Source organism: Rhodanobacter thiooxydans LCS2 (assembly GCF_000264375.1).
In the GTDB taxonomy this organism is placed as follows: domain Bacteria; phylum Pseudomonadota; class Gammaproteobacteria; order Xanthomonadales; family Rhodanobacteraceae; genus Rhodanobacter; species Rhodanobacter thiooxydans.
The window spans coordinates 1-293 of the sequence record NZ_AJXW01000131.1; the positions used below are offsets into that span (position 1 = coordinate 1).

A 293-nucleotide genomic window follows, 5' to 3' on the forward strand; every position below is an offset into this window, starting at 1 on the left:
TCGAGGACAGCGCCGCGCTGGTCGGCATCGTGATCGGCGTGGTCGGCACCTTTGCCGCCACCACGCTGGCGCTCCCGGCCGCCGACGGCATCGCCTCGATCCTGATCGGCCTGCTGCTCGCCGTCGTCGCTGCCCTGCTCGCCCGCGAGAGCAAGAGCCTGCTGATCGGCGAACGCGGCGATCGCCGCCTCCACGCGGCGATCCTGCGTATCGCCGAGGAGCAGGCCCCGATCGCCTGCGTCAACGGACTGCTCACCGTGCAGCTGGCGCCGAACCAGGTGGTCGCCGCGCTC

1 pseudogene is annotated in these 293 nt (G+C 72.4%); it reads left to right on the plus strand.

Features of this window, described 5'->3' with window-relative positions:
- Window positions 1-293 (plus strand): annotated as a pseudogene (locus tag UUA_RS19705) (cation diffusion facilitator family transporter); the annotation flags it as partial.